General features: G+C 67.7%; 20 protein-coding genes and 2 tRNA genes. 19 read left to right on the forward strand and 3 right to left on the reverse strand.

The features are described from left to right. Positions 1-8: 8 nt before the first annotated feature. Positions 9-1,157: a pyridoxal phosphate-dependent aminotransferase gene (locus AC5P9N_RS19845; protein WP_005410338.1), complete on the reverse strand. Its 1,149-nt coding sequence runs from the start codon at positions 1,155-1,157 to the stop codon at positions 9-11. Between the two features lie 247 nt (positions 1,158-1,404). On the opposite strand from AC5P9N_RS19845, the gene ccmA reads away from it, so the two are divergent. The 11 genes from ccmA to AC5P9N_RS19900 all read left to right on the forward strand — a co-directional run bounded on the left by ccmA (position 1,405) and on the right by AC5P9N_RS19900 (position 9,712). Beyond that, positions 1,405-1,974 (forward strand): heme ABC exporter ATP-binding protein CcmA, encoded by a 570-nt coding sequence (ccmA, locus tag AC5P9N_RS19850; RefSeq protein ID WP_407070841.1) that lies wholly within the window; start codon positions 1,405-1,407, stop codon positions 1,972-1,974. Then, the gene (ccmB, locus tag AC5P9N_RS19855) at positions 1,971-2,666 is read left to right on the forward strand and encodes a heme exporter protein CcmB (protein WP_005410340.1); all 696 of its coding nucleotides are present in this window, start codon (positions 1,971-1,973) and stop codon (positions 2,664-2,666) included. The genes ccmA and ccmB overlap by 4 nt, the downstream gene beginning before the upstream one ends. Before the next feature lie 43 nt (positions 2,667-2,709). Further along, a complete protein-coding gene (gene ccmC, locus AC5P9N_RS19860) occupies positions 2,710-3,480 on the forward strand; it encodes a heme ABC transporter permease CcmC (RefSeq protein WP_005410341.1) in 771 nt (256 codons plus the stop codon). After that, positions 3,477-3,665 (forward strand): heme exporter protein CcmD, encoded by a 189-nt coding sequence (gene ccmD / locus AC5P9N_RS19865; RefSeq protein WP_005413988.1) that lies wholly within the window; start codon positions 3,477-3,479, stop codon positions 3,663-3,665. Before ccmC ends, ccmD begins: the two co-directional genes overlap by 4 nt. After that, positions 3,662-4,123 (forward strand): cytochrome c maturation protein CcmE, encoded by a 462-nt coding sequence (gene ccmE, locus AC5P9N_RS19870; protein ID WP_005410343.1) that lies wholly within the window; start codon positions 3,662-3,664, stop codon positions 4,121-4,123. The genes ccmD and ccmE overlap by 4 nt, the downstream gene beginning before the upstream one ends. Continuing rightward, positions 4,124-6,043 carry a heme lyase CcmF/NrfE family subunit gene (locus tag AC5P9N_RS19875; RefSeq protein WP_099484812.1) on the forward strand — a complete coding sequence of 640 codons (1,920 nt, stop codon included), beginning with the start codon at positions 4,124-4,126 and terminating at the stop codon, positions 6,041-6,043. An 8-nt stretch (positions 6,044-6,051) separates the two neighbouring features. Further along, positions 6,052-6,669 (forward strand): DsbE family thiol:disulfide interchange protein, encoded by a 618-nt coding sequence (locus AC5P9N_RS19880; protein WP_005410345.1) that lies wholly within the window; start codon positions 6,052-6,054, stop codon positions 6,667-6,669. 4 nt (positions 6,670-6,673) lie between these two features. Continuing rightward, positions 6,674-7,123 carry a cytochrome c-type biogenesis protein gene (locus AC5P9N_RS19885; RefSeq protein WP_005413991.1) on the forward strand — a complete coding sequence of 150 codons (450 nt, stop codon included), beginning with the start codon at positions 6,674-6,676 and terminating at the stop codon, positions 7,121-7,123. Next, positions 7,117-8,106: a tetratricopeptide repeat protein gene (locus tag AC5P9N_RS19890; protein ID WP_049459788.1), complete on the forward strand. Its 990-nt coding sequence runs from the start codon at positions 7,117-7,119 to the stop codon at positions 8,104-8,106. Before AC5P9N_RS19885 ends, AC5P9N_RS19890 begins: the two co-directional genes overlap by 7 nt. Before the next feature lie 148 nt (positions 8,107-8,254). Beyond that, positions 8,255-9,367: a homoserine O-acetyltransferase MetX gene (gene metX / locus AC5P9N_RS19895; RefSeq protein WP_043035339.1), complete on the forward strand. Its 1,113-nt coding sequence runs from the start codon at positions 8,255-8,257 to the stop codon at positions 9,365-9,367. Further along, positions 9,368-9,712, forward strand: coding sequence for a DUF1294 domain-containing protein (locus tag AC5P9N_RS19900; RefSeq protein WP_043035340.1), 345 nt, complete (start codon positions 9,368-9,370; stop codon positions 9,710-9,712). Between the two features lie 92 nt (positions 9,713-9,804). On the opposite strand, the gene cydC is transcribed toward AC5P9N_RS19900, so the two are convergent. Then, the gene (gene cydC, locus AC5P9N_RS19905) at positions 9,805-11,478 is read right to left on the reverse strand and encodes a thiol reductant ABC exporter subunit CydC (RefSeq protein WP_043035341.1); all 1,674 of its coding nucleotides are present in this window, start codon (positions 11,476-11,478) and stop codon (positions 9,805-9,807) included. Then, entirely contained in the window at positions 11,475-13,220 is a 1,746-nt protein-coding gene (cydD, locus tag AC5P9N_RS19910; protein WP_049397940.1) for a thiol reductant ABC exporter subunit CydD, read from the reverse strand. The genes cydC and cydD overlap by 4 nt, the downstream gene beginning before the upstream one ends. Positions 13,221-13,448: 228 nt before the next feature. Between cydD and AC5P9N_RS19915 the strand changes: the two genes are divergently transcribed. The 8 genes from AC5P9N_RS19915 to pgaB all read left to right on the forward strand — a co-directional run bounded on the left by AC5P9N_RS19915 (position 13,449) and on the right by pgaB (position 22,418). Then, the gene (locus tag AC5P9N_RS19915; protein ID WP_005410352.1) at positions 13,449-15,038 is read left to right on the forward strand and encodes a cytochrome ubiquinol oxidase subunit I; all 1,590 of its coding nucleotides are present in this window, start codon (positions 13,449-13,451) and stop codon (positions 15,036-15,038) included. Positions 15,039-15,053: 15 nt separating this feature from the next. Further along, complete coding sequence (gene cydB / locus AC5P9N_RS19920) at positions 15,054-16,205, forward strand: cytochrome d ubiquinol oxidase subunit II (protein ID WP_099484813.1); 1,152 nt, start codon at positions 15,054-15,056, stop codon at positions 16,203-16,205. Between the two features lie 58 nt (positions 16,206-16,263). After that, on the forward strand, positions 16,264-16,380 hold the full coding sequence (gene cydX / locus AC5P9N_RS19925) for a cytochrome bd-I oxidase subunit CydX (RefSeq protein ID WP_005410354.1): 117 nt from the start codon (positions 16,264-16,266) through the stop codon (positions 16,378-16,380). 55 nt (positions 16,381-16,435) lie between these two features. Further along, positions 16,436-16,512, forward strand: a tRNA-Pro gene (locus AC5P9N_RS19930). Between the two features lie 140 nt (positions 16,513-16,652). Continuing rightward, positions 16,653-16,729 (forward strand) — tRNA-Pro (locus AC5P9N_RS19935). Between the two features lie 223 nt (positions 16,730-16,952). Next, the gene (locus AC5P9N_RS19940; RefSeq protein ID WP_005413997.1) at positions 16,953-18,158 is read left to right on the forward strand and encodes a CynX/NimT family MFS transporter; all 1,206 of its coding nucleotides are present in this window, start codon (positions 16,953-16,955) and stop codon (positions 18,156-18,158) included. A gap of 344 nt (positions 18,159-18,502) precedes the next feature. Beyond that, positions 18,503-20,530: a poly-beta-1,6 N-acetyl-D-glucosamine export porin PgaA gene (gene pgaA / locus AC5P9N_RS19945; RefSeq protein ID WP_099484814.1), complete on the forward strand. Its 2,028-nt coding sequence runs from the start codon at positions 18,503-18,505 to the stop codon at positions 20,528-20,530. A 1-nt stretch (position 20,531) separates the two neighbouring features. Next, positions 20,532-22,418, forward strand: coding sequence for a poly-beta-1,6-N-acetyl-D-glucosamine N-deacetylase PgaB (gene pgaB / locus AC5P9N_RS19950; protein ID WP_164212679.1), 1,887 nt, complete (start codon positions 20,532-20,534; stop codon positions 22,416-22,418).

The following is a 22,418-nucleotide window of genomic DNA, read 5'->3' on the forward strand; positions in this document are numbered from 1 at the left end:
AGCCTCGCTCAGAGCAGGCGCAGGCGTTCGATCGCCGCGTCCATCGTTGCTTCATTCTTGGCAAAGCACAGGCGCACCAGGCGCTGGCCGGCCGGCGGGTTTTCGTAGAACGGCGACAGCGGGATCGCGGTCACGCCCTTCTCGATGGTCAGCCACTTCACGAACTCATGGTCCGGCAGGTCGCTGATGGCCGAGTAGTCGACCAGCTGGAAGTAGCCGCCGGGGACCGGCAGCGCCTTCAGGCGGGTGCCGGCCAGCTGCTCGCGGAAACGGTCGCGCTTGGCCTGGTAGAACGCGCCCAGCTCCAGGTGGTGTTCGGGTTCGTCGCGGATCATCGCGGCGAAGCCGTACTGCGCCGGGCCGAAGCTGGTGAAGGTGTTGTACTGGTGCACCTTGCGGAACTCGGCGGTCAGTGCCGGCGGTGCGATCGCATAGCCGATCTTCCAGCCGGTGCAGTGATAGGTCTTGCCGAAGCTGGAGATGACGAACGCGCGCTCGCGCAGTTCCGGGTAGCGCAGCGCCGATTCATGGCGGCGGCCGTCGTAGATGATGTGTTCGTACACCTCATCGGAGATCAGGTAGATCTGCGTGCCACGCAGCAGCTCGGCCAGTGCCTGCATGTCCTGCGCCGACAGCATCGCGCCGGACGGGTTGTGCGGGGTGTTGACGATCAGCATGCGGGTGCGCGGGGTGATCGCCGCACGCACGCGGTCCCAGTCGACCGCGAAGGTCTGCGGATCCAGCGACACATGCACGGCCTTGGCACCGGCCAGGTCGATCGCCGGTTCATAGCAGTCATACGCCGGGTCGAGCACGATCACTTCCTCGCCGGCACGCACCACGGCGTGGATGGCGTTGAAGATGGCCTCGGTACCGCCACTGGTGACGGTGATCTCGCTGTCCGCATCGACCTGCGCGCCGTAGCAGTCCAGTGCCTTCTGCGCGATGGCCTGGCGCAGCGGCGCCACGCCGGTCATCGGCGGGTACTGGTTCAGCCCGGCGGCCATCGCCCTGGCGGTCTCGTCGATCAGGCGCTGCGGCGCCGAAAAGTCCGGGAAACCCTGGCCCAGGTTGACTGCGCCGTGTTCGGCGGCGAGCTGGGACATCACGGTGAAGATCGTGGTACCGACCTTGGGCAGCTTGGTGTTCGGTTGCATCGGCCTGGGCTGTGGGGGAACAGGCCTGCGAGTTTACGCAATCCGCGCGTCGGTAGTGCCGGCCGCTGGCCGGCACTCCTGGGACGATCTGCGGCGCCGGGTCGCATCTGCCGGCCAGCGGCCGGCACTACCATCGGCATTCACCGCTACAATTGCCATCGCACTCCGGCATGAAGACCCCTGCCCCTTGAACACCCCTGCATTGCTGGCCGCCAGCGGCCTGAGCTTCTCCCGCAATGACGAGCCGGTGTTCGGCCCGCTGGACTTCCATGTGGACGCCGGCGAAGCCCTGCTGGTGCAGGGCGGCAATGGCGCCGGCAAGACCACCCTGCTGCGCGTGCTGGCCGGCCTGGCCCGGCCCGGCGCCGGCCAGGTGCGGATCGACGGCAAGCCGGCGAGCAATGCCGAACGTGCACGCTACGTGGCCTACCTCAGCCATCTGCCGGCCCTGAAGCCAGACCTGGACACGCTGGAGAACCTGCACTTCCTGTGCGGCCTGCATGGACGGCGTGCGCGGCAGATGCCCGGCAACGCGCTGGCCATCGTGGGCCTGGCCGGTTATGAGGACACCCTCGTTCGGCATCTGTCCGCCGGGCAGAAGCGGCGGCTGGCACTGGCACGCATCTGGCTGTCGCCGGCGCCGCTGTGGCTGCTGGACGAGCCCTATGCCAACCTCGACCTGGAGGGCATCACCCTGGTCAACCGGATGATCTCGGCGCACCTGCGTGCCGGCGGCGCTGCGCTGGTCACCACCCATGGCGCCTATGCCGCACCGCCGGTGCGTACCCGCCAGCTCGACCTCGGCGGTGCCGCATGATCGCGCCGGGTACCGAGCCAGGCCTGTGGCAGACCGCAGGCGCCCTGCTCAAGCGCGACCTGCGCCTGCTCTGGCGCCGCCGCGGCGATGCGCTGCAACCCCTGCTGTTCGCGGTGCTGGTAGTGGTGCTGTTCGCGCTGGCCCAAGGCCGCGAACCACAGCTGCTGGCCGCCACCGCGGGCGCGGTGCTGTGGCTGGCCGTGCTGCTGGCGGGACAGCTGTCGCTGGATTCACTGTTCCGTTCCGACGCCGAAGATGGCTCGCTGGAACAGTGGCTGCTGGCGCCGGTGCCGCTGGCCTGGCTGGTGCTGGTGCGCGTGCTGCTGCACTGGGCGACCACTGCGCTGCCGCTGATCGTGGTCAGCCCGCTGTTGGCCGAAATGCTGCATCTGCCGCATGACCAGCTGCCGATGTTGCTGGCATCGTTGCTGCTGGGAACGCCGTTGCTGAGCCTGATCGGTGGCGTGGTCGCCGCACTGACCGTTGGCATCCGACGCTCTGGTATTCTCGTGGCGCTGCTGTCGCTGCCGCTGTACGTGCCGGTGCTTGTGTTCGGCGCCGGCAGCCTGGCGGCAGCCGGACGCGGGCAGGATCCGGTCGGTGCGCTGCTGATGCTGGGCGCTGGCCTGCTGCTCGCGCTGGTGCTGGCTCCGCTGGCCACTGCCGCTGCAATACGTATTTCTCTGAGTTGACCGAGCTGAGAGCCAATCCACCCCTGCTGGATAGCCGCCACGCATGAATCCGATTGTCCGCTGGTTCCACCAACTCGGTTCGCCTCCCACGTTCGACCGTTTCGCTGCCCGCTGGTCGCGGGTGTTCTACCTCGCGGCGGTGCCGGTACTGCTGGTCGGCATGTGGCAGGCGCTGCTGGTGGTGCCGCCGGAAGCCAAGCAGCTGGACAGCTTCCGCATCCTTTACATCCACGTGCCCAGTGCCTGGATGAGCCTGTTCGTATTCGCGCTGATGGCGCTGTATGCCGCCATCGCGCTGATCTGGCGGATCAAGGTCTGCGAGATCCTGGCCATGGCCTGCGCGCCGATGGGCGCCGGTTTCACCCTGATCACCCTGCTGACCGGCAGCATCTGGGGCAAGGGCACCTGGGGCACCTGGTGGGACTGGGACCCGCGCATGACCAGCGAGCTGGTGCTGCTGTTCCTGTACCTGGGCGTGATCGGCCTCTACCACGCCATCGAGGACCGCCGCAGCGCCGCACGTGCGGCGGGACTGCTGGCCATCGTCGGCGTCAGCCTGCTGCCGGTGATCCGCTATTCGGTGGACTGGTGGGGCGGCCTGCATCAGCGCCAGTCGATCAACGTGTTCGGTGAATCGGCGATCAGCAGCGCGATGATCGCGCCGCTGTGGTGGATGGTGATCGGCACCAAGTTCTGGTTCGCCGGTTCGGTGCTGGCCAAGGCGCGCGCCGACAATCTCGACCGCGAGGCCGGCAAGGCCTGGGTCGGTGGACGCGTCGGTGCCGAACGCCCGGTCCGGGAGGCCCAGCCATGACCCACCTTCCCTATGTGATCGGCGCCTACGCCGTGTTCGTGCTGGTGCTCGGCGCCGACGCCATCGGTTCGTGGCTGCGCCTGCGCGTGGCACGCCGGCTGGCACTGGCCCGCCAGCAGCGTCAGCAGACCCGCGCCGGCAGGCAGGACGCAGCTGTGCCGCTGTCGACGGAGCTGGAACGATGACCCCGGTACAGCGTCGCCGCTTGGCATGGGTGCTGCTGGCCCTGCTCGCCTCCGGCCTGGCCACTGCGCTGGTGGCGATGGCACTGGAGCGCAACATTGCCTACCTGTACACGCCTTCGGAAGTGCTGCGCGGTGATGTCGATGCGCAGTCGCGCTTCCGCTTGGGCGGCATGGTGGTGAAGGGCTCTTTCAATCGGCCGGTCGGCTCGCTGGAAGCACGTTTCGAAGTGACCGACGGCGACGCGCAGCTGGCAGTGACCACCTCGCGGATCCTGCCGGACATGTTCGCCGAAGGCACGGCGGTGGTCGCCAGCGGCCGCCTGCAGGACGGCACCTTCGTCGCCGACGAAGTGCTGGCCAAGCACGATGAGAAGTACGTGCCGAAGGAAGTGGCCGACAAGATGGGCGATGCCCACCGCAAGCACGATGTGCCGGTGACGGCCCCCGAGGTGCGCTGAGTGCTGCCCGAACTGGGTCAGATCCTGCTGATGTGCGCATTGCTGGCCTCGCTGCTGCAGGCCGGCCTGCCGCTGCTCGGCGCACATCGCAACAACACGGCATGGATGGCGGTCGCACGGCCAGCCGCGCTCGCGCAGCTGCTGCTGCTCGCCGGCGCGTTCGCGGTGCTGACCGCCGCGTTCGTGCAGCAGGATTTCTCAGTGCGCTACGTGGCCGAGAACTCCAATTCGCTGCTGCCGATGATCTACCGCTATTCGGCGGTCTGGGGCGCGCATGAAGGCTCACTGCTGATGTGGGCGCTGGTGCTGGCATTGTGGACCGGCGCGGTGGCGCTGTTCTCCCGGCACCTGCCGGCACCGGTGCAGGCGCGTGTACTGGCGGTGATGGGCATCGTCAGCGTCGGCTTCCTCGCCTTCCTGATCTTCACTTCCAACCCGTTCCTGCGCCTGAACCCGGCGCCGCTGGAAGGACGCGATCTCAACCCACTGCTGCAGGACCCGGGGCTGATCATCCATCCACCGATGCTGTACATCGGTTACGTGGGTTTCGCCGTTCCGTTCGCATTCGCGGTGGCGGCGCTGCTGGAAGGTCGCGTGGATGCGCGCTGGCTGCGCTGGACGCGGCCGTGGACGAACGTCGCGTGGGGCTTCCTGACCCTGGGCATCGCGCTGGGCAGCTGGTGGGCCTACTACGAGCTGGGCTGGGGTGGCTGGTGGTTCTGGGACCCGGTGGAAAATGCCAGCTTCATGCCCTGGCTGGTCGGCGCGGCACTGATCCATTCGCAGGCGGTCACTGAGAAGCGCGGCACCTTCGGCAGCTGGACCCTGCTGCTGGCGATCGCCGCCTTCGCGCTGTCGCTGCTGGGCACCTTCCTGGTGCGCTCCGGTGTGCTGACCAGCGTGCATTCGTTCGCTGCCGATCCCTCGCGCGGCCTGTTCATCCTGGTGTTCCTGTCGGTGCTGGTCGGCGGCAGCCTGCTGCTGTACGCGCTGCGCGCCAGCCAGCTGAGCGTGGATGCCGACGACCCGCGCCGTGGTTTCACCGCCACCTCGCGCGAGACCCTGCTGCTGGCCAACAACCTGCTGCTGGCCACGGCCTGCGCGATGGTGCTGCTCGGCACGCTGTATCCGTTGCTGGCCGATGCGCTGTCGCTGGGCAAGATCTCGGTCGGCCCGCCCTACTTCGGCAGCCTGTTCCTGCTGCTGATGGCGCCAATGATCCTGCTGCTGCCGTTCGGCCCACTGGTGAAATGGCAGCATGACCAGCCCTCGCGCGCCTTCGCGCTGCTGGCACCGTGGCTGGGCCTGGCGCTGCTGCTGGGCGCGATGGCCTGGTGGCAGGCGCCGCAGAACGGCTGGAAGGCCGGCATCGGCGTGGCCGCTGCGGCCTGGGTCGCACTCGGTACCGCACGCTTCGTCTGGCAGCGACTGCGCGGCAACGGCCGCTTCACCGCCGAAATGCTCGGCATGATCGTTGCCCACGCCGGCATCGCCGTGTTCCTGGCCGGCGCGCTGCTGGTGGAAGCCTTGAACGTGCAGCGCGAAGTGGCGCTGGCCCCGGGTCAGCAGCTGGTGGTCGGTCGCTACGAAGTGCGCTTCGAGGGCGTGGACCATCGCGAAGGCCCCAATTTCATCGCCGACCGCGGTCACCTGCGGGTGTTCCGCGACGGCCGCGAACTGGCCCTGCTGCACCCGGAGAAGCGCCAGTACGCCAGCGGCGGCCAAGTGATGACCGAGGCCGGCATCGATGCACGCTTCGACGGCGATGTCTACGTGGCATTGGGCGAGCCGCTGGGCAACAATGCATGGGCGGTACGGGTGCACATCAAGCCGTTCGTGCGCTGGATCTGGCTGGGCGCGCTGCTGATGGCCCTGGGCGGATTCATCGCCGCCGCCGACCGCCGTTTCCGTCGTCCGTAGGAGTTTCCATGTCCGAGTCCCCCGCCCCGCGCCCCTCCCGCCCGCTGCCGCCGGTAGCCATCGTGATCGGCGTGCTGTTTTTCTTCGGCCTGCTCGGGCTGATGATCTACGGGGTTATGAAATCGGGTGATCCGCAGCGCGACGTGCTGCCATCGGCGCTGATCGACAAGCCGGCGCCAGCGTTCGCGCTGCCGGTGCTGCACGACCCGGAAATGATCGTGCACAGCGACGAACTGCGTGGCGCGCCGTACCTGTTGAACGTGTGGGGCAGCTGGTGCGCGGCCTGCCGCGAGGAACACCCGGTGCTGACCCGTTTCGCCGAGAGCAAGCGCGTGCGCGTGATCGGCTACAACTGGAAGGATGAACCGACCGATGCCCTGCATTGGCTGGAACAGCTGGGCAACCCGTTCATGGTCGTGCTCAGCGACGTGGAAGGCCGCACCGCGATCGACTGGGGCGTGACCGCCGCACCGGAAACCTTCCTTGTCGACGGCAGCGGCATCGTGCGCTGGAAGTACAGCGGTGCGATGACCCAGCGCGTGGTCGACGAGAAGCTGATCCCGGCGCTGGAGAAGATCGAGAAGGCCCAGGGCAATGCCGGCAGCACGTTGCACACGGCGCCCTGAGCCCATGCGCTGGCTGCTGGCGCTGCTGCTCCTGATGCTGCCGCTGGCCGCGCTGGCACAGCAGCCGCTGCATGATCCGCAGCCGCTGCAGTTCCGCGATGGCGCCGAAGAACGCCGCTTCCACGACCTGGCCGCGCAGCTGCGCTGCGTGCAGTGCCAGAACCAGTCGCTGGCCGATTCCAACGCGCAGATCGCGCAGGACCTGCGCCGCGAGGTGCTGCAGCTGATGCAGCAGGGCCACGACGACGCGCAGATCAAGCAGTTCCTGGTCGCGCGCTACGGTGAGTTCGTGCTCTATCAGCCACCGTTGCAGCCGGGCACCTGGCTGCTGTGGGGCGGTCCCCTGCTGATGCTCGGTGCGGGTGCTCTGGTGGTGCTGGGCATCGTCCGCCGCCGTGGCCGTACGGTTGGCGCCGCAGCGGCCGGCAAGGCCGATGAAGGAGACGGATGGTGAGCCATTGGCTGCCGATGCTGGCCGGTCTGGTTGCTGCGTTGATGGCAGCGCTGGTGCTGTGGCCGCTGCGCCACTCTGGCCGCCGCGGTTTCGTGGTCGGCGTGTTCGCACTGGGCGTGGCCGGTGCCTGCCTGTATCTGCTGGTCGGTGATCCGCGTGCAGCACAGGTGCAACCGACGCCTTCGGTAGCCACCCTGCGCGATGGCGTGCAGGCCCTGCAGGATGCACTGAAGCGTGACCCACAGCGGGCCGATGGCTGGGCGCTGCTGGGCCGGTCGCAAGCCGAACTGGGCAATGCCGCAGCCGCGGCGGACGCGTTCGCGCGGGCCGCCACTCTCGCCCCGGAAGACCCCGGCGTGCTGGTGGAGGCGGCGCAGGCACGTGCGCAGGCCGATGCCGGCAAGCAGTTCGATGACACGGCGATGGCCTGGCTGCAGCAGGCGCGTGCGCTGGCGCCCGATGCCGAGCGTGCCAGCTGGCTGCTGGGTATCGCCCTGCGCCAGCGCGGAAAGAATGCCGAGGCCGCAGATGTGTGGAGCGGCCTGCTGCCACGGCTTGAGCCCGGCGCCGCGCAGGCGCTGCAGGCGCAGATCGCCATCGCCCGTGAAGCCGCCGGTCAGCCGTCCGATGCAGCCGTTGCGGCGCCACCGGCGCTGTTGCAGGTGCGCGTGCAGTTGCCTGCGTTGAAGGGCACCGAGTGGCCGGCCAGCACCCAGGTATTCGTGCTGGCCCGCGCCGTGGGTGGACCGCCGATGCCGGTGGCCGCACGCAAGCTGCCCTTGGCCGGATTCCCGGCCACGGTCGGGCTGGGTGACGCTGACAGCCCGATGCCAACCGCACCGCTGTCGGCCCATCGCGAAGTGGAAGTGCTGGCACGCATCTCGCGCACCGGCAGCGCCAACCGCAGCGAAGATGACCTGCAGAGCGTGCCGGTGAAGGTGAGCCTGCCCCACGACGGTGTTGTGGAGCTGCGCTTCCCGTAACGCGCCGCGGTAGTGCCGGGCGCTGGCCGGCAACCTCATGAATCGTGATGCGCCTGCGAGGTTGCCGGCCAGCGGCCGGCACTACCTGCATCGCCGATGGAAACCAGCGTGTCGCCAGCTCCACATGCGGCCCCGCTAGAATGCCTGCATGACCGAATTCATCCCGCCCGGCACCCGCTTCCACGCCCTGCCCTCGCCCTTCCCGTTCAAGCGCGGCGGCGCCCTGCACGGCGCGCGCGTCGCCTATGAGACCTGGGGAACACTGGCGGCCGACGCCAGCAACGCGATCCTGATCGTGACCGGCCTCTCGCCGGATGCACATGCGGCAGCCAACGACGCCAACCCGGCAGCGGGCTGGTGGGAAGGCATGGTCGGACCCGGCAAGGCGATCGATACCGACCGCTGGTTCGTGGTCTGCGTGAACTCGCTGGGCAGCTGCAAGGGCTCGACCGGTCCGGCCTCGCTCAACCCGGCCACCGGCCAACCGTATCGTCTCGACTTCCCCGAGCTGTCGATCGAAGACGGCGCGCGCGCCGCGATCGAAGTCGTGCGCGCCCTGGGCATCGAACAGCTGGCCTGCGTGGTCGGCAATTCGATGGGCGGCATGACCGCGCTGGCCGTGCTGATGCTTCACCCGGGCATCGCGCGCAGCCACGTCAACATTTCCGGCAGTGCGCAGGCGCTGCCGTTCTCCATCGCGATCCGCTCGCTGCAGCGCGAAGCGATCCGCCTTGATCCACGCTGGAATGGTGGCCACTACGACGACGACGCGTATCCCGAGTCCGGCATGCGCATGGCGCGCAAGCTGGGCGTGATCACCTACCGCTCGGCACTGGAATGGGATGGCCGCTTCGGCCGCGTGCGGCTGGATTCGGACCAGACCGACGACGATCCGTTCGGTCTGGAATTCCAGGTGGAAAGCTACCTGGAAGGCCACGCACGGCGCTTCGTGCGTTTCTTCGACCCCAACTGCTATCTGTACCTGAGCCGCTCGATGGACTGGTTCGACCTGGCCGAGTATGCCGATGGCGATGTGCTGGCCGGGCTGGCGAAGATCCGGGTGGAGAAGGCGCTGGCCATCGGCGCCAACACCGACATCCTGTTCCCGGTGCAGCAGCAGCAACAGGTCGCCGATGGCCTGCGTGCCGGAGGCGCTGACGCCCATTTCATCGGATTGGAGTCACCGCAGGGTCACGACGCCTTCCTGGTCGATTTCGAGCGTTTCGGCCCCGCCGTGCGCGGCTTCCTCGACGCGCTGTAAGTGGCGTGGCGGCGTAACCTCGCGTTGGCCGCGTTCGGCGCGTTGATCGCGCTGATGGTCAGCGGTGTGCTGCCGCTGTGGCTGGGCGGCTGGTGCATGCTGACCAGCGCGGTGTCGTTCGCGCTGTACGGCCAGGACAAGCGCGCGGCGCAGCGAAAGCAATGGCGCATTCCCGAACGCACCCTGCAACTGCTGGCCTTTGCCGGTGGCTGGCCGGGCGCGCTGCTGGGCCAGGCGCTGTTCCGACACAAGCACCGCAAGGCCGCATTCCAGTGGGTGTTCTGGTTGTGCGTGCTGGCCAACGTGGCCTCGATCGCGGTGATGCTGCGCGAGTTCTCGCGGTAACCGTTCGAATGGGTAATGCCGGCCGCTGGCCGGCAATTCCGTGTCCGTATCAGGCGCCATGAGGTTGCCGGCCAGCGGCCGGCACTACCGGTTCACGCTTCGCGGACCAGAGCCCCGTCGCGCAACCGGTACTGCGCATCGACCACGCCTTCGGGCAGGTCGTCGTGGGTGATCATCAACAGGCTGCGCCCGTCCAGCAAACCGGAAAGGTCCTGCAACAGCGCGCGTGCGGTATCCACGTCGAGGCCTTCGGTCGGTTCGTCCAGCAGCAGGATCGGCGCATTGCGCAGCAGTGCACGGGCCAACGCCAACCGCCGCGCCTGCCCGGCCGACATCGTCGCGCCGTTCTCGCCCACCCAGGCCTGCAGGCCGCCGTTGCGCTCGGCCCATTCGCCCAGGCGCACGCGGCGCAGCACCGCCCACAAGGCGGCGTCGCTGGCATCGGGATCACCCAACCGCAGGTTCTCGGCCACGCTGCCGGCAAACACCGGCGCGTTCTGCGGCAGCCACGCCAGTTGCCGGTGCCATTCGGCCTGGGCGAAATCACGCAGGTCGCGGCCACCGTAGGTCAGCCGTCCCTGCTGCGGATCCCACAGCCGCAGCAGCAGGCTCGACAGCGTGGTCTTGCCACTGCCGCTGTCGCCGCGAATCGCGATGCGTTCGCCTGGCGCCAGGGTCAGCTGCAGGCCGGACAACACCGGCCGCGCGCCGCCTGGCCACTGGAAATGCACGTCATCCCAATGCACGCGCGCAGCCGGCGGCACCACCTGTGGCGCCTGCGGATCGTCCACCGTCGGCGGTTGCTCGACGATCGCCTGCAGGCGATCGGCGGCAATGCGCCCGGACTGCAGCGACTGCCAGGCCAGGCCCATGCCGGCCCACAGCTCGACCAACGCCACGGTGAGGAACACCAAACCTGCGGCCATTTCCGGTGCGATGCGCTGCTGCTCGGCCGCGTGCAGGGCCAACGCCAGCATCGCCACCAGGCCCAGCCCCGCCACCAGGCCGTGCAGGGTCGAGGCCGCGATCAGGCGCCAGCGGCGGCGGCGGTCACGCGAGGCCAGCTGCTTGGCTGCCACGCGCACCTTCAGCTGCCACGCTGCATCGGCATGCAGCGCGGCCAGGTCACCCGCACCTTCCAACCCTTCAAAGGCCGCGGTGCGCAATGCGGCACGGTGCGCGGCACGGTCGGCCTCTTCGTCGTCATGGCCACGCACGCCCAGCCACGGCACGCCGAAGGCGATCAGCAGCGCCAGCACCGCCAGCAGCACCGCAGCCGACGGCAGGATCAGTGCTGCCGAAACGATCGCGACCAGCGACAATCCGCCCAACGCCAGCAGCGGCCCGATCGCACGCACCAGCAGGCCGTCCACTTCACCGATGTCGCCGAGCAGGCGCGCCAGAAGGTCGCCGGTGCGCGTAGCCCCCAACCGTGCGGGTGCCAGCGGCAACGCGCGGCGGAAGAACCACACGCGCAGGTCGCGGGCGATGCGCAGCGTGGCGTCGTGGCCGACCAGCTTCTCGAAATAGCGCGACACGATGCGCGCCATCGTCAGCCCGCGTATGCCCGCGGACGGTGAGAAGAAGTTGAAGCCTTGGCCGAGGCCGGCCGCACCAGCCAACGCGGCGGCGGTGAGAAAGCCACCGGACAGGCCGAGCAATGCGGTGCCGGCCAGCATGGTGGTCCACAGCAGCAGCACGGTCAGCAGCAGGCGCGGCCGATGGCGCAGAAACACCGCGCGCAGCGAATCAGGCGAACGGCTCATGCGCGCACCGCCTGTGCCGGTTCGACCAGGCGCCCTTCCGGCAGCAGCAGGCAGCGGTCGGCCCAGGCGATCACCGCCGGGCTGTGGGTGGCGACCACCACACTGCGACCCCGCGCATAGGCAGCCAGGCTGCGCAGCAGTGCGGCCTCGGTATCGGCGTCGAGAAACGCGGTGGGTTCGTCCAGCAACAGGACCTGCGGGTCGCGCAGCAACAACCGGGCCAGGCCGATACGACGGGCTTCGCCGCCGGACAGGCCGAAGCCACGTTCGCCGATCACCGTGTCCAGGCCCTGTGGCAGGCGCTGTGCGAACTGCAGCACCTGCGCGGCCTCGGCCACCGCGCGCAGCCGCGCATCGCTGGCACCGGGATCAGCCAGCCGCAGGTTGTCGGCGATGCTGCCGTGGAACAGGTAGGGGCGCTGGCTGGCATAAGCCACCTGCACGCCAGGCCGCAGCTGCAGCTTGCCGGCGCGCGGCGGCAGCCAGCCGGCCAGCGCTTCCAGCAGGGTGCTTTTACCGGAGCCGCTGGGACCAACCAGGGCCAGGCGCTGGCCCGGCTCCAGCCGCAGGTCCAGATCCTGCAGCACATCCTGCGGCGCGCCCAGCGGGCGCAGCACCAGCCCTTGTGCCTGCAGCGGCGGCAACGCGGCCTCGGCCGGCTCCACCGCCAGCGGTGCAACCTCGTTCTCGACCAGGCCCTGCTCATCGGGCAGCGACTGCAGCAGGCGCTCCACTTCGGCGGCGGCGGCCAGTGCATTGGCGCGATCATGGTAGTGCGCGGCCAGCCGTCGCAGCGGCGCATAGAATTCCGGTGCCAGCAGCAGGCAGAACAGCCCCGCACCCAGCGTCGGCACCGCTGCATGCAGCGACATCATGCCCAGATAGCTCAGGCCCAGGTACAGCGCCACCATCGCCACGCTCACCGAGGCGAAGAATTCCAGCACCGTGGACGACAGGAAGGCAATCCGCAGCACCTTCAGCGTGCGCACGCGCACGCCTTCAGCGGCGGCCTCGATACCCTCCAGCTCGGCGTCACCGCGGCCATACAGGCGTAGCAGGCCCAGGCCCTTGATCCGGTCGGCGAAATGGCCGCTCATGCGTGCCAGCTCACCCAGCTGCGCACGGCCGGCCGCTTCGGCGCCCCAGCCCACCAGCATCATGAAGAACGGCACCAGTGGCGCGGTGAACAGCAGGATCAGCGCCACCACCCAGTCCACCCAGGCCACCGCGGCCAGGATCAGCAGCGGCACCACCACCACTTCAGTGCGCACCGGCAGGAAGCCGCTGTAATAGCTCTCGATCGCATCACCGTGATGCAGCATCAGTTCGCCCAGTTCGCCGGTGCGGCGCTGCCGCAGCCACAGTGGGCCGTGGCCCAGCAGGCGTGCGAACACGCGTTCGCGCAATGCCAGGCGTGCGGCGTCGGCCACGTCACCGGCGGCGGCCTGGGTGGCGCTGCCCAGCAGGGTGCGCAGCACCAGGATCACCGCCAATCCCGCCAGCACCGGCAGGCCAGAGGCCAGCGGCACGCGCTCCACCAGCACCTGCTGCACCAGCCAGGCGATGGCGGCAGCCTGGCCGATCAACAGTGCGCCGGACAGGCTGATGCACAGCGCGGCCAGGCGCTGGCGGCCCCGGGCGGAGCGTGCCAGGTCGGCCAGCCAGGCCGTGCGCACACGCCGCTGGCGGGCGGTTTCAGCTTCCGGGGACAGGCCATCAGGGGTCGTTTCGGCAGCGCTCAAGAGGTCTTCACGGGCAACGGGGGAGACACGGCATTGTAGGCGCAGGCAATAGCCCGCCCCTGCGGCCGGCGGTCGCAGTCTTCATCAGGTTGGCATACGATCAACCGGGGCACCTGTTCATACATTGATCTGGATCAAGGCTGTTTGAAGTAGTCGGTCACATCATTCACGTCGTAGACCACCCTTCCCGCCACCTGCAACGGCACTATCCAACGAGGTAGCCAGGCCATGATTGATCAGACAGTCGTAGAACTGTCGCGGCTGCAATTCGCGCTGACCGCGATGTACCACTTCCTATTCGTACCGCTCACCCTCGGCCTGTCCTTCATGGTGGCCATCATGGAGAGCGTGTATGTGATGACCGGCAAGGAGATCTGGCGCAGGATGACCCTGTTCTGGGGCGTCCTGTTCGGCATCAACTTTGCCATGGGCGTTGCCACCGGCATCGTCATGGAATTCCAGTTCGGCATGAACTGGTCCTACTACAGCCACTACGTGGGTGACATCTTCGGTGCGCCACTGGCCATCGAAGGCCTGATGGCGTTCTTCCTGGAAGCGACCTTCGTCGGCCTGTTCTTCTTCGGCTGGAACCGCCTGAGCAAGGTCAAGCACCTGATGGTGACCTGGCTGATGGCGCTGGGGACCAACCTGTCGGCGATCTGGATCCTGGTGGCCAATGGCTGGATGCAGAACCCGACCGGTGCGGTGTTCAACCCGGAAACCATGCGCATGGAAGTGGTCGACTTCATGGCGGTGGTGTTCAACCCGGTGGCGCAGGCCAAGTTCGTGCACACCGTCAGCGCCGGCTACGTGACCGGTGCGGTGTTCGTGATGGCGATCAGCGCGCTGTTCCTGCTGCGCAACAAGCACAAGGACCTGGCCCGTCGTTCGTTTGCGGTGGCCGCGGCGTTCGGCCTGCTGTCATCGCTGTCGGTGGTCGTGCTGGGTGACGAGAGCGGTTACGCCGCCAGCGAACACCAGAAGATGAAGCTGGCCGCGATCGAAGCGATGTGGGAGACCGAGCGTGCGCCGGCCGACTTCACCGCCTTCGGCATCCCGAACCAGGAGACCCACCAGAACGACTACGCGGTGAAGATCCCCTACCTGATGGGCCTGATCGCCACCCGCTCGTTGAACCAGCCGATTCCCGGCATCCTGGAACTGGTCGAGCGCGCCGAACACCGCGTGCGTGGCGGCCAGCTGGCCTACGGTGCATTGGAACGCCTGCGCGCCAACAAGAACGACGTTGAAGCGCGCGAGATGTTCGACCGTCACTGGCAGGACCTGGGCCACGGCCTGCTGCTCAAGCGCTATCGTGATGACATCCTCAACGCCACCCCGCAGGAAATCTCGCAGGCGGCGATGGACACGGTGCCGCGCGTGATGCCGTTGTTCTGGACCTTCCGCGTGATGGCCGGCCTCGGCTTCTACCTCATCGCTTTCTTCGCCCTGGCCTTCTACTACTCCTGCCGCAACAATTTCCAGGACAAGCGCTGGTTCCTCAAGCTGGCCCTGTGGACGCTGCCGGCACCGTGGATCGCGATCGAGTGCGGCTGGTTCGTGGCCGAGTATGGTCGCCAGCCGTGGGCGGTCGATGGCGTGCTGCCGACCTTCTATGCAGCATCGGGGCTGGCCCTGCATGAAATCGTGCTGACCCTGGCCGGCTTCACTGCCATCTACACCGCGCTGATCGTGGTCGAGATCAAGCTGATGCTCAAGGCGATCCGCAAGGGTCCGGACGAGGTGCTGCCGTCACTGCAGTCGCCCCAGCCGCATGCTTCCCACAATGCCTCGGCGCCGGCCGCCGGCCAGGCCTGAGGCAGGAGAACCAAGATGGATTTCATTCTTCTGGACTACACCACGCTGCGCGTGATCTGGTGGCTGCTGCTCGGCATCCTGCTGATCGGTTTCGCCGTGATGGATGGTTTCGACCTGGGCGTGGGCACCCTGCTGCCCTTCGTCGCCCGCAACGACGCTGAGCGCCGGCTGGTGATCAATACCATCGGTCCGGTATGGGAAGGCAACCAGGTGTGGCTGATCCTGGGCGGCGGCGCGATCTTCGCCGCATGGCCGCCGCTCTACGCGGTCAGCTTCTCCGGGTTCTACCTGGCGATGTTCGTGATCCTGTTCGCGCTGATCCTGCGACCGGTCGGCTTCAAGTTCCGCAGCAAGATGCCCAGCGAGCGCTGGCGCAACACCTGGGACTGGGCGCTGTTCATCGGTGGCTTCATCCCGGCGCTGATCATGGGCGTGGCGGTGGGCAACGTGGTGCTGGGCGTGCCGTTCCACTTCGATGACAGCATGCGCATCTTCTACACCGGCTCGTTCTTCGGCCTGCTGATGCCCTTCGCGCTGCTGGCCGGCCTGCTCAGCGTGTCGATGCTGGTCGCCCACGGTGCCGCCATGCTGGTGCTGAAGACCGACGGCCCGGTGGCCGAACGTGCGGCCCGTTTCGGCAGCATCGCCGCGATCATCGCCTTCGTGCTGTTCGCGGTGGGCGGTGCCTGGGTGGCCTTCGGCCTGCCGGGTTACCAGGTCACCTCGCAGGTGGTCACCGACGGCGCCACCAATCCGCTGCTGAAGACCGCCGAACTCGGCGCCGCCGGTGGCTGGATGCGCAACTACAGCGCCATGCCGGCCACGATCCTGGCGCCGCTGCTGGGCCTGGCCGGCCTGCTGGCCAGTGCGGTACTGCTGCGGGCCCGTCGCGGCGGCCTGGCCTTCATCGCCTCCGGGGCAGCCATCGCCGGCATCATCCTGACCGTCGGCTTTGCGATCTTCCCGTTCCTGCTGCCGTCCTCGAGCCAGCCCACCTCCAGCCTGACCGTGTGGGACGCCTCGTCCAGCCACCTGACCCTGTGGATCATGCTGCTGGCCACGGCGGTGTTCCTGCCGATCATCCTCGCCTACACCACCTGGGTGTACCGCGTGCTGAAGGGCAAGACCACCACCGAAGAGATGGGCAACAACCCGAACGCGTATTGATTGCTTGCACGTGTGCCGACCAACGGTCGGCACCTACCCGGAATGAAGGAGACTGATCATGTGGTATTTCGCCTGGATTCTCGGTGCCGGCCTCGCCTCGACGGTGGCCATCCTCAACGGCATGTGGTTCGAAGCCCGCGAGCAGAACCGCATCGAGAAGGAAAATCGTCGCTGAGCTGTAAAAAAGCCTTGCCGCCTTGGCCTTCACACGGTATCTTAGGCGGCTCCTTCGGGGTGTAGCTCAGTCTGGTAGAGCGCTACGTTCGGGACGTAGAGGTCGCAGGTTCGAATCCTGTCTCCCCGACCACTCACGTGGTCGCATTGAAGCCTGGTGAAGTCGTCCAGGCTTTTTTGTTCCCTGAAGTGGCACTGCTTCGGCAGTGTGAAGAAAACAGCATTCACCCCTTGCCGCCATCGGGGTGAATCGCTAGAATAGGCGGCTCCCTTCGGGGTGTAGCTCAGTCTGGTAGAGCGCTACGTTCGGGACGTAGAGGTCGCAGGTTCGAATCCTGTCTCCCCGACCACTTCGGTGGTCACCAAGAAGCCTGGAAGACATCACTGTCCTCCGGGTTTTTTTGTATCAGGGCACCTGGCCGCCCGCATGACGGGACCTTGCCGGAGCCCGCACGTACAATGGCCGCGCTGCCGGCCCGCCAGCAGCCCCCACCCCCACCTGCCGCTTCGGCGTAGACCGATGCCGGCGCTGCATGCCATTGCACCGGCGTGCGACACCTGCAAGGACCACCGATGAGTTCCTCCACTTCCGATTCGCCGTCGCTGCTGCACGGTCGTGTCCTCGCGTTTGCCGCGATCCTGCTGGCAGCGGTCAACCTGCGCACTGCGGTCACCTCGATCACCCCGCTGCTGGACGTGCTCGGCCAGCAGTTCGGCTTCGGCACCACCATGACCGGCGTGCTGGGCATGCTGCCGACCGCCTCGTTCGCGCTGTTCGGCGTGGCCACGCCGGCGCTGGCGCGGCGCCTGGGCCTGGAGCGCACCACGCTGCTGGCGATGGTGATGGCGATGGCCGGCCTGCTGCTGCGTTCCAGCGCCGGCAACGTCGGTACGCTGCTGTTGGGTTCGGTGCTGGCACTGGCCGGCATGGGCATCGGCAACGTGGTGGTGCCGCCGCTGGTGAAGCGCTATTTCGCCAACAAGGTCGGCACCATGAGCACGCTCTACATCAGCGTGCTGCAGCTGGGCACCATGCTGCCCGCATTGCTCGCGGTGCCGATGGCCAACGCCGCTGGCTGGCGCGTGTCGCTGGGCATGTGGGCACTGCTGGCACTGGCCGCAGCATTGCCGTGGCTGGTTCTGGCCAGGCGCGCACCGAAGCCGCAGGCAGATGCCACCGACCCGGCCGCACAGCCGCATGGGAAAGTCTGGCGCACCTCACTGGGCTGGAGCATGACGCTGATGTTCGGCATGACTTCGCTGATGACCTATTCGATGTTCACCTGGCTGCCACGCATCGTGGTCGAGGCCGGCGGCACACCGGCCTTTGGTGGCGTGATGGTGGCGGTGTTCTCGGCGCTCGGGCTGCTGCCGTCGCTGGTCATTCCATCCATGGCAGTTCGCATGCAGAACCCGTTCCCGCTGGTGCTGATCGGCTTCTTCTCGTTCGTGATCGCCTTCACCGGCCTGCTGCTGGCACCGATGAAGGCCCCCCTGCTGTGGGCGTGCCTGCTCGGCGTCGGTCCATCCACCTTCCCGCTGGCGCTGACCCTGATCAACCTGCGCACGCGCACCCCCACCGGCTCGGCGGCACTGTCCGGCTTCATGCAGGGCGTGGGTTACAGCTTCAGCTGTCTGGGGCCGTTCCTGGTCGGCTGGCTGCATACGGTCAGCAACGGCTGGACGCTCCCGTTCAGCTTCCTGTTCGGCTGCGCCACCCTGATGCTGTGCGCCTCCTGGGTGGCCTGCAAGCCGCGCAAGCTGGAAGACCTCTGGTAAGCCGCGCAGGGCCTCGCAACCGGCCCTACCTACCGCTCGTCAGCCCGTCTGCGCATTTTGACACCGGGCTGACAATTCCGGGCGGATAGTGCCCACGAATGCCCATCCTTGCCGCGTGCCGGCATCGGGCATGGGGGCGGCAGCGCCGCCCAGGCCGCCATTCGGTGTGCGGGGGACTCTCGTTTCAGACAAGACATTGCAGGTCGCTGTCCGGGTTTGTATCCGTCCTTGCTGGACGGGAATGCACGAAGGGAGTGACGCGGGCCACGGCCACGCCAAAAGCTGGCATGTGATGTGCGTCACATTTCTCAGGTTGTCTGGTTCGGAAGCCAAGGGGGTCCCCAATGGTTGTCCACCGCCGGCTGGCGCTCTGCGTCGGCCTTGCCTGTACCGCCCTGGCCTGGGCCAGCAGCGCTGCCCCGCCTGACCGCGAGGCGGCCCTGGCCGAGATCGGCCGCTACCGCGACCAGGCCCGCTGGCTGGATGCCCTCGGCGCGATCGAGCGCGCCAGCCAAGAGCAACCCAACGACGACCTGCTGTTCAAGCTGCGCGTACTGACCCTGGGCGACATCGGCAACGCCTGGCGCGCTTGGGAGCTGTACCAGCAGCGCCCGCAGCTGTTCGACGCTGCACAGAAGCAACGCATCGAAGGCGACTACCTGGCCAAGCTGGTGGTCTGGAGCCTGGCCTACAGCAGCAGCGAAGACAGCCGCCTGGAAGAAGCCGAATCGACCCTGGCGCGCATGCAGCGCTACCTGGGCAGCGAAGGCACCCCGCCCGCGCAGGCGCCGCTTCGCGTCCGCATGGACCGGCTGATCCTGCTCAACCGGCTGGGCCGCCATGCGCAGGTGCGCGAGGAAGCCCGCGCACTGCAGGCCGAAGGCCATGCCCTGCCCGACTATGTGCTGCCTGCGGTCGGCGATTCGCTGATGGGCACCCTGCATCCGGAAGAAGCCATACCGGTGCTGCAGGCGGCAGTGGCCGGCGACCCGGCACGCGATGCCTCGCATTCGGAACTGGCCTATGCCTACCTGGAGAGCGAGCAGCAGGAAAAGGCGATCGACCTGCTGCAGGCCTGGCGTGACAAGGAGCCGGCGTGGCGCTGGAGCAACGGCAAGTCACCGTACGCGAACTGGTCACGTTACGAGGCCGACCTGAATCTGGCGATGGTACGCGCCTACAGCGGCGACCTGCGCACCGCACAGCACGACCTGGAATCGATGGTCGACATCGCACCGGGCAACGGCGGCCTGCAGAGCGCGCTGGGCAGCGTGTACATGATGCGCGGATGGCCACGCATGGCACTGCAGCGCCAGCAGATGGCACATGCGCTGGACCCTCGCGACATCGAGCCGCGGCTGGGCATGGAGGAGGCCTACGTCGCCCTGCAGCGCGATGACCTGGCAAGGCCACTGCACGACGATCTTGTCGCACGCTACCCGACCCAACCCGCCGTCGAACGCATGGACCAGGCCTGGCGCGCGCATCGCGGTTGGCAGCTGAAGGCATGGACCGACATTGGTCGCAGCTCCGGCGGTGGCGGCACCTCGCCGCTGGGCAACAACGACCGTCACTACGGCATGGAAGTGCAGACACCGGTGCTCGACGACCGCTGGCGGTTGTTCGCCTTCGCCGACAGGCGCTCGGTCGACTTCCAGGACCAGCGCATCGACCCGCTGTGGCTGGGCGCGGGCGTACGCTACCGCTTTGGCCAGCTGGATGCGGAAGCGGCGGTACTGCGCGCCAACGACCACATTGGCGATACCGGCCTGCGCATCGGCGTGGGTTGGCAGTTCAACGATTACTGGCATGCCGGGCTGGTGGCCGCACGCAATGACCCGGAAGCCTCGATGCAGGCGCGCGTGGCGGGCATCACCGCTGACAGCGTGAGCGCGCAGGTCGACTACCGGCGCAGCGAGCTGACCCACTGGATGTTCGGCGCCAGCCGCTTCCGCTACGACGACGGCAACCACCGCGAGCTGTTCAGCACCAGCATCGAACAGCGCCTGCTGACCCGCCCGCGCTGGTTGATCGACGGCCTGGCCAGTGCCTACACCAGCCGGGGCAGCCGCGACGACGCGCCCTACTTCAACCCGAAGCGCGACCGCATGGTCGAGATCGGGCTGCGCATCGACCAGCAGCTGTGGCGGCACTACGAGCGCCACTTCCGGCACCGCCTGACGGTCTCGCTGGGTGACTACTGGCAGGATGGCTTCGGCAGCGCTCTGGTCCCTTCGGTGTCCTACATGCACGAATGGCAGCTGGGCCAGGGCCGCGTGTTCGAGTACGGCGTGCGCTGGTCGCGGCCGGTCTACGACGGCCACCGCGAGCGTCATATCGGCTTCGAAGCCGCACTGCGCTGGGGAGAGTGACATGGCCCGCATCCTGCGACTGATCGTGCTCCTGCTGCTGGCCGCCACGCCGCCGGCATTCGCGCAGCAGGCCCTGCATCTCGATGCCACTGACAACGGCCTGCTGATCCTCAGCTACCACGACATCCGCGACCGGGTCGCGGCCAAGGGAGACGCCGACACCTACGCGGTGAGCACGCAGAACTTCGCCGCGCACCTGGATTGGCTGGGGGCACACGGCTACCACCCGGTGTCGCTGTCGCAGGTGATCGACGCCTCCCAGGGACGCGCCACGCTGCCACCGAAACCGGTACTGCTGACCTTCGATGATGGCCTGCGCAGCGTCTACGACAAGGCGTTCCCGCTGCTGCAGGCGTACCGCTACCCGGCGCTGGTGGCAGTGATCACCGATTACGTGGACATGGCGCCCGGGCGCACGATCGACTATGGCTACCGGCCGTTCGGCCACGATGACTTCGTTACCTGGGCGCAGCTGAAGCAGATGCACGACAGCGGCCTGATCGAAGTGGCCAGCCATACAGACGACCTGCACCACGGAGTGCTTGCCAATCCGCAGGGCAATTCGACGCCAGCGGTGGTCACCCGCATCTACCGGCCGGCCACGCGCAGCTACGAGAGCGAGGCGCAGTACGAGCAGCGCCTGCGCGCCGATCTCGGCCGCAGCGTGCAGCGCATCCAGCAGCATCTGGGCGTGCGCCCGCGCGCCATCGTCTGGCCGTACGCGGCCTACAACCAGTTGAGCAACGACATCGCCGAACAGCTGGGCATGCCGGTGTCCTTCGATCTGGAAGGCCGCAGCACGCCAGTGGCCAGCGACCTGCATGGGCTGGCGCGCTTCCTGCTCAGCGACAACCCGACCGTGGAGGGCCTGGCCTACGAGCTGCGGCGCGACGTTGCGCTCGACGGCATCCGCGCGTTGCAGGTCGACCTGGATGATGTGTACGACCCGGACCCGGCGCAGCAGGGGCGCAACCTCGATGCGCTGATCGAGCGGGTCAAACGCATCTCGCCCACCCACGTCTACCTGCAGGCGTTCGCCGATCCGGACGGCAACAACACCGCCGATGCACTGTACTTCCCCAACCGGCACATGCCGATGCGCGCGGACCTGTTCAGCCGGGTCGCCTGGCAGCTGAAGTCGCGCGCGGGGGTGAAGGTCTACGCATGGCTGCCGGTGCTCGGCTTCGAGCTGCCCGACCCCGTGCAGCGCAAGGCACTGGCGATCCACAACGGCGATGCCGACGGCATGTACCGGCTGGACTTCACCAATCCGAAGGCACGCCAGATCATGCTCGACATCTACGAGGATCTGGCCGTCAACTCGTACTTCGAAGGCCTGCTCTTCCATGATGATGGCTACCTGCGCGACACAGAACTGCCGACGCTGGCGGCCGGCGACGATGGCAGCGCTCGCACCCGGGCGCTGATCGACTTCACCCTGGCCCTGCGCGACAGTGCGCAGCGTTGGCGGCCGAAGCTGGCCACGGTGCGCAACCTGTACGCGGAGCCGGTACTGCGTCCGCAGAGCGAAGCCTGGTTCGCGCAGCGCCTGGACCTGTTCAACAAGGCCTACGACCAGACCGCACTGATGGCGATGCCGTGGATGGAAGGCAGCAGGCATCCGGAACGCTGGCTCGACCAGCTGCTGGCCGCGGTGCGTGCGCACGATCCCCAGTTGCAGCACACCCTGTTCGAACTGCAGACCGTCGATTGGCGCAGCGGGCAACCGATTCCCGCCGAGCGGCTGCGCGCGCAGATCCGCCAGCTGCAGGCGCAGGGCGTGCACCACTTCGCCTGGTACCCGGACGACTTCATCGCCAGCCAGCCTTCCACCCATGATGCCCGCGCGGCGATGTCCGCCGGCAACTTCCCGTACCCGGAGAAGTGA

The sequence above is a fragment of the Stenotrophomonas sp. YJH_SMC_6 genome, from assembly GCF_059371335.1.